The organism is Spirosoma sp., from assembly GCF_048594605.1.
Taxonomy (GTDB): Bacteria; Bacteroidota; Bacteroidia; order Cytophagales; family Spirosomataceae; genus Spirosoma.
The window spans coordinates 1-5,323 of sequence record NZ_JBMDWV010000252.1; the positions used below are offsets into that span (position 1 = coordinate 1).

At 48.3% G+C, this 5,323-nt stretch carries 5 protein-coding genes; all 5 read right to left on the minus strand.

Annotation, left to right across the window (positions count from 1 at the left end; translation table 11 throughout):
* Positions 1-54: 54 nt before the first annotated feature.
* Positions 55-870 carry a phytanoyl-CoA dioxygenase family protein gene (locus tag ACOJS8_RS15595; protein ID WP_420149469.1) on the minus strand — a complete coding sequence of 272 codons (816 nt, stop codon included), beginning with the start codon at positions 868-870 and terminating at the stop codon, positions 55-57.
* Positions 871-1,361: 491 nt separating this feature from the next.
* Positions 1,362-2,072, minus strand: a complete 711-nt coding sequence (locus ACOJS8_RS15600; RefSeq protein WP_420149470.1) for a phosphatase PAP2-related protein — start codon at positions 2,070-2,072, stop codon at positions 1,362-1,364.
* Between the two features lie 133 nt (positions 2,073-2,205).
* Complete coding sequence (locus ACOJS8_RS15605) at positions 2,206-3,021, minus strand: ion transporter (RefSeq protein WP_420149471.1); 816 nt, start codon at positions 3,019-3,021, stop codon at positions 2,206-2,208.
* Positions 3,022-3,086: 65 nt separating this feature from the next.
* Positions 3,087-4,169 carry a complex I subunit 1/NuoH family protein gene (locus ACOJS8_RS15610; RefSeq protein ID WP_420149472.1) on the minus strand — a complete coding sequence of 361 codons (1,083 nt, stop codon included), beginning with the start codon at positions 4,167-4,169 and terminating at the stop codon, positions 3,087-3,089.
* A gap of 115 nt (positions 4,170-4,284) precedes the next feature.
* Positions 4,285-5,323 (minus strand): asparagine--tRNA ligase (gene asnS, locus ACOJS8_RS15615; protein ID WP_420149473.1); only part of this gene is annotated, 1,039 nt, incomplete at its 5' end.

Sequence of the window (5,323 nt, forward strand, 5' to 3'; positions counted from 1 at the left end):
CGCGGGTACAATGTTTGCGTCAGCCAACTCTATATCTTTATAACCCTATAACTCTTAAATATTTACTTTCGAAATGAAGCGGTGGTAGAACGGTGTTTTGCTGTTTTCGTGCTTCGGCATGTATTTACCCGTTACGACCGGTACGTACATCACCCGCCGACGGCTGGCTTCGCCAACGTGGGGCGACTGTTGCGCCCGATGCCAGAGCCGACCGTCATGCACAGACAAATCACCCGCATTAATGTCGAAGCCAATCTCCTGTTTGTCGGGTTCGTTATCTACAAAATACTTCTTACGGAAAAGCATTTTAAGAATTCCCTGCTTGTGCGTGCCTGGAATGACGCGCAGACCACCATTTTCGTACGGTGTGGCATTCAGGTGAATGCCTACGTTCAGCATTGGCATAATACGCTGCCCCAGGAAGATGTCGCGGGGGCTATCGGTATGCCAGCCCATCTGGGAAAATTTACTATTTGGGGTGCGAACGTAGTGATTAAGTATAAGACCGTCTTTTTCGATTTCGGCGATACGCCCTTCGTACGGTTGAAGTAAGTCGACGACAGCCTGTAGACGGGGGTCTTGCAGGAATTCGTGAAGAGCTGTGCTGTGTTGCGAGAGAAAGCACATCCGTTGAATCATCGGATTCCCGGCCTCATCCTGACCAAACTTAAGCGGAATACCGTTTACTTTGTCACGCCCTTCATCAAGCCACTGTTTTTCAATACGTTCGGTTTCGCTGATAAAAAGTTTGACTGTTTCAGGGTTAATAAAATTACGAAAAACAATAACGCCATGTTTATTGAAAAACTGACGTTGTTCCGAGGTAATAGTTTCGCCCAGCGTAAAGGGCGGTAAATCGATTTTGCTCATATCGGTGGTTTACAGTTCGGACGGTCCGGGTTCAGTGCCAACCGTTGGCTGCCTTCCATTAGAAGGATGCAACCATAATGGTTTCTTTATGCCCCAAATCTACGAAATTTACAATTTTAGGCTTACTTTTAATTGATTTAATTAATGCTACTTTAATTAACGGCTAATATAGGTACAGCAACTGATTTATTTGACTAACGGTTGATTTATCTGTTAATCAGTGAGTTTACTAAGTATTTTTAGGACTTTGCCAGCTTGATCGAACCTTTTTAGCTTCAGCATTAATCAGCACAGTTTGATCATTAAGGCCTTTTTTACAGCTGTGCGTAGCCATTCAACCACGTATTGATCGATCAGAATACGGCTGTTTTCTATTTCTAATACATAGTTGCCAAATTTATACTCACGCCAACCGCAATTTAGTGCAGATGTGTACGGAATGGCTTATTTGCCGGATGAACGGTACGTGCTGGCTGATTAGTTGTGCGAGATTACTTTCCTGATAAGTCTCGTGGGTCGGCTTCAGGCGAAACCTTGTCAACGGGATGTTCGACATTATTCCAGCCGCTAAGAGCAAGCCACTTTCCAAGCCGATAGAATGGGTAAGAAAGTACGAAAGCGCCTACCACGTCGATGGTATAATGTACGTGCTGAACGAGTAGTAAGGCACCTACGATTAGGGAACCGATAAAGACCAGTAGCCGATCCAAACGGCGACGCAGACACAGAAAAATCAGGAAGATAGTGGAGGTGTGGCCTGAATAAAATAAGTCTTTGGTGATATACACTTTCCCATAAAACGCATTAGTGATCGGGTCAACCATGGGAATAAGACCAACGGGCGGATTGAGCGGAAACAGGTTGATACTGATCATCCGCGATAAGCTGATGATGATGTAGCTGTAGACAAACATCATGAAAATAGACGGGCTACGGCGGGCTCGAATCAGCAGTAGCAGCGCCGATGCCCAGATAACCAGAAAAATGATCAGTGATACGTCTACGGATGGAATTCTGGCCAGAACCCAATCATTCAGGACGGGGCCGGTGTGCTTTTCAATGATCTGAAAAAAAATGGGGAAGGCACCCAGCAGGGCAAGAAAAGAGACGATACCGATTATGAATTTCCGGCGAAACACAGGCGACCGCCAGGCGTCATTCCAGAGTATATCATTAACCGGATGCGGGGTAAGAATGGACATAAGGTAACGTAAAAGGCCGCAAATTTACGAAGAGAAGCGCTACGTTACGTAAACAGGCTAAATGATAATCCTGTTTAAGCGACGTTACGTTCCTGCTTCACTTGGCCAATCCGGTCAGAAGCTTAAAAACGTTTCACAGTTTAGCCGCACAATATTTGCAATACACCGCATCAGGATCGTGGCCTTGCCGACTGCAGTTGGGGCAGGCCTGCGTTGAGATTTCCTGTTTTCTGCCAGCGTTGGTCAGGCTAACCGCCACTATACCCGTCGGCACGGCAATGATTACGTAGCCAAGCAGCATGATGATGGTCGCTATAAACTTACCCATGGGTGTGCTGGGAACAATGTCGCCATAGCCAACCGTAGTGATGGTTATTACGGCCCAATAGATACTTAGCGGAATGCTTTGAAAGCCGTTGGCGTGACCTTCCACAACGTACATCATCGACCCAAGCGTAATAACCAACGCAAAAATAGCGACGAAAAACACGGTGATTTTTGCCCGGCTTTCACGTAAAGAGTAGGCAAGGATCGAAGCCGCTTCCGTGTATTCGCCCAGCTTCAGAATTCGAAAGACACGTAGCAGACGCAGGATTCGTACAGCCGCGAACTCGTGGGCCCCAAACATGAATAATCCCAGATAAGCCGGTAAGAATGACAACAGATCGACCAGTCCGAAAAAGCTAAATATATACCGAATCGGCTGCCGAATACTGAGAATACGCAGGACGTACTCAAGCGTAAACAGAATGGTGAAGATCCACTCAATCCGGTCGAATATAGGACCATATAGCTCTGCCAATGACGGAACGCTTTCCAGAATGACGGCCAGTACGCTGAAAACAATCAGGAAAAGCAACGTAACGTCGAACGCACGTCCGGCCAACGTATCGGATTCAAAGATGATTTCGTGGAGTCGATGTCGGAAACGTTGCCACTGGGAATTCATGATACGAATCGCTTTAGTTAGCTAAAGTAAGGATTCTGTTTACACGCTATGCTGAAAAACGTTTTTTACACCATCAGTAATCGCCAGATTCCCGAAATCAGAAGCAGCAGCAATCCCGCTGGCGTGAGCACTTTCCAGCACAGAAACATCATCTGATCGACACGAATGCGTGGAAATGTCCAGCGTACCCACATTTGAACGAGCACCGCAAAGAATACCTTCGACAGGAGCCAGAAACCGCCTGTAATCTGCCCCCATAACGTACCCGGTGCCCCGCTGGTCCAGTCGGCCAGACGAACGGGACCGATATTGGGTAGGGGCGTATTCCAGCTTCCCAGGAACAGTACAGCGCCCAGGAACGACACCAGCAGCATCATAGCGTATTCGGACAGGTAGAGCAGGGCAAAGCGCATGCCAGAATATTCGGTGTGAAAACCGCCCACAATCTCCGATTCGCCTTCGGGCAGATCAAAAGGAGCGCGGTTACTTTCAGCCAGCGTACAGATGAAAAAAATAACGTAAGCAATCAACAGAAACGGGTTTCGCAGGATATTCCAGGAGAAAATTCCACCCCATTCTGTTACGTTGATTCCCAGAGCTTTCAGCCCAAACAGATAGTTGGTTTCGTTTGTGTATATGCCTTGCTGAAAGCTGAGTGTCTGTAGATTGAGTGTCTGGCAAATCATCACGACGCACAGAATGGTCAAACCCAGCGGAATTTCGTAGGAAATTATCTGCGCTACAGATCGCATCGCCCCGAACAGGGAATATTTGTTGTTTGAACCCCAGCCAGCCATCAGAATACCCACTACGTCGAACGAGACGATAGCCATCAGGTAAAACACCCCAATAGCCGCGCCCGATCCCTGTAAATCGGGTGTTAGCGGCAAGACGGCAAAACCCGCAAATACCGACGCAAAAATGATCGATGGAGCTAGTAGAAACAATCGACGGTCGGCGGCTGTGGGTACGATGTCTTCCTTCTGAAGCAACTTCAGCAAATCGGCGAAGAGCTGGAGCAAGCCCCATTTTCCGGTTTCCATTGGCCCAAGCCGGTCCTGCATAAACGCCGAGACTTTCCGCTCGGTGTAAACGCCAACGACCACGAAGCCGGAGGCCATTGCCAGAAAAATGGGAAGTGCAAGCATGGGTTGAGAATAATGTAGAGACGCAATACCTTGCGTCTCCTGTGCGTCAGCAACAATAGCCGTTGGGCAAAAACCATCCGGTTAGGAGACGCAAGGTATTGCGTCTCTACAGAATTTAAAACTCGGCTGATTTCGGTGCCCTTGGGAAGGGGATTACGTCGCGAATATTGCCCATGCCTGTTACGAACAGAACGAGTCGCTCGAAACCAAGCCCGAAGCCAGCGTGCGGTGCCGAACCAAACCGGCGCGTGTCCAGATACCACCAGAGCGCTTCAGGTTCGATACCGACCTCGTGCATCCGGGCCACCAGTTTATCCAAATCGTCTTCGCGCTGAGAGCCGCCAATGATTTCGCCGATGCCCGGAAACAGTACGTCCATCGCTCGTACGGTCTTTCCATCGGGGTCCTGCTTCATATAGAACGCTTTGATCTCACGCGGGTAGTTGGTCAGAATAACCGGTTTTTTGAAGTGCTTCTCAACCAGATAACGCTCGTGCTCCGACTGCAAATCGACGCCCCATTTCACTTCATACTGGAACTGCCCTTTCTTCGCCGGTTTGGAGTTAACCAGGATATCAATCGCTTCTGTGTAGGTCAGCCGAACGAATTCGTTGTTGATGACAAACTGTAGTTTTTCGAGCAGGCTTAATTCACTTTGCTCTTCCTTCTTTTTCGTTTTTTCTTCTTCTTTCAGACGATTGTCCAGAAAAGCCAGATCATCAGCGCAGTGTTGCAGGGCGTAGCGGATAACGTTTTTGACGAAATCCTCTGCCAGATTCATATTGTCTTCCAGCTCGTAGAACGCCATCTCCGGCTCAATCATCCAGAACTCGGCGAGGTGACGGGTCGTATTCGAATTTTCAGCGCGGAACGTAGGACCAAACGTATAAATCTTGCCTAACGCCATTGCGCCTAGTTCGCCCTCCAGCTGACCTGATACGGTCAGGTTCGTTTCCCGCCCGAAGAAGTCCTGACTATAATCGACTTTGCCTTCATCGTTCAGTGGAGGTTTAATAGCATCCAGGGTTGTTACGCGGAACATCTCACCGGCACCTTCGGCATCAGACGCGGTGATAATGGGCGTATTGAGGTAAAAAAATCCGTTGTCGTTAAAATACTTATGAATCGCGAACGCAAGAGCGTGGCGGATACGT